At 64.3% G+C, this 1,427-nt stretch carries 1 protein-coding gene; it reads right to left on the bottom strand.

Translation table 11 applies throughout. The features are described 5' to 3' along the window. Positions 1–57: 57 nt before the first annotated feature. Positions 58–1,293, bottom strand: coding sequence for an IS256 family transposase (locus AC5Y42_RS23565; RefSeq protein ID WP_499900976.1), 1,236 nt, complete (start codon positions 1,291–1,293; stop codon positions 58–60). Positions 1,294–1,427 lie beyond the last annotated feature (134 nt).

Below are 1,427 nucleotides of genomic sequence, written 5' to 3'. Positions count from 1 at the left end.
GGTCAAGTCCAGGGACGTGGTGTATGACGTCGTCGTGTGATTCTTCGACTGGGTGGTTCAGGCGGTCAGTGCCGCCGGGGTGGCCTCCTGTTCCGGTGTCGGGGTCTGGTCGGCTCGGGATTTGCTGAGGACATCCAAGCCGAGGTAGCGGCGTGATTCGGCCCATTCGTCGTGTTGTTCGGCCAGCACGGCCCCGACGAGGCGGATCAGCGCGTTGCGGTCGGGGAAGATGCCGACGACGTCGGTGCGGCGGCGGATTTCTTTGTTGAGTCGTTCCTGGGGGTTGTTGGACCAGATCTGGCGCCAGATCTGTTTGGGGAACGCGGTGAACGCCAGCAGGTCCGCGCGGGCCGCTTCCAGGTGATCAGCAGCCTTGGGGAGCTTGTCGGTCAGCGCGTCAACGATCCGATCATATTGAGCGGCAACAGATTCAGCATCAGGTTGATCGAAGACCGAATGCAACAAGGTGCGCACCCACGGCCACGACGCCTTCGGCGTCACGGCCATCAGATTGGTCGTGTAATGCGTTCTGCAGCGCTGCCAGGCGGCCCCCGGCAAGGTGGCGCCAATCGCGGCCACCAGTCCGGCATGCGCATCGCTGGTGACCAGCTTGACCCCCGACAGGCCGCGGGCGGTCAGCGACCGCAGAAAGGTCAGCCAGCCTGCGCCGTCCTCGGCGGTGGTGACGTCGATGCCCAGGATTTCGCGGTAGCCCTCGGCGTTGACCCCGACGGCGATCAGGGCGTGCACGTTGACCACCCGGCCACCCTCACGGACCTTGAGCACCAGCGCGTCGGCGGCGATGAACGTGTACGGGCCGGCGTCCAGCGGCCGGGTCCGAAACGCCTCGACCGTGGCGTCCAGTTCTTTGGCCATCACGCTCACTTGGGACTTGGACAGGCTGGTGATGCCCAACGTCTCGACGAGTTTGTCCATCCGCCGGGTCGACACCCCCAGCAGGTAGCAGGTGGCCACCACGGTCGTCAGCGCCCGCTCGGCGCGTTTGCGGCGTTCCAGCAGCCAGTCCGGGAAGTAGGAGCCATGCCGTAGCTTGGGAATCGCCAGATCCAATGTGCCTGCGCGGGTATCGAAGTCGCGGTTTCGGTAGCCGTTGCGCTGGTTGGTCCGCTCGGTGCTGCGCTCACCATAGCCAGCACCGCACAGCGCGTCAGCCTCAGCGCCCATCAAGGTGTGAATGAACGTGGCCAACAACTCGCGCAACACATCGGGATGGCAGGTGGTGAGTCGTTCGGCCAGCACAGTAGGCAGGTCGATATCGTGGGCAGCGGTCATCGCGTTGATTCCTTTGCTCGAGTGACTTTGGTAGGTCCCTCGAAGAATCACGCGATGACCTTCAATCACTCGGCTACGACACGCCGCGCTTCACGATCAGGCCCGACTCGTACACCACTCTGCTGGACGCAACC

Source organism: Mycobacterium sp. NGS48 (assembly GCF_059812585.1).
Note: the sequence above shows the minus strand (reverse complement) of the source record. Positions and strands in the feature narration are given on the sequence as shown.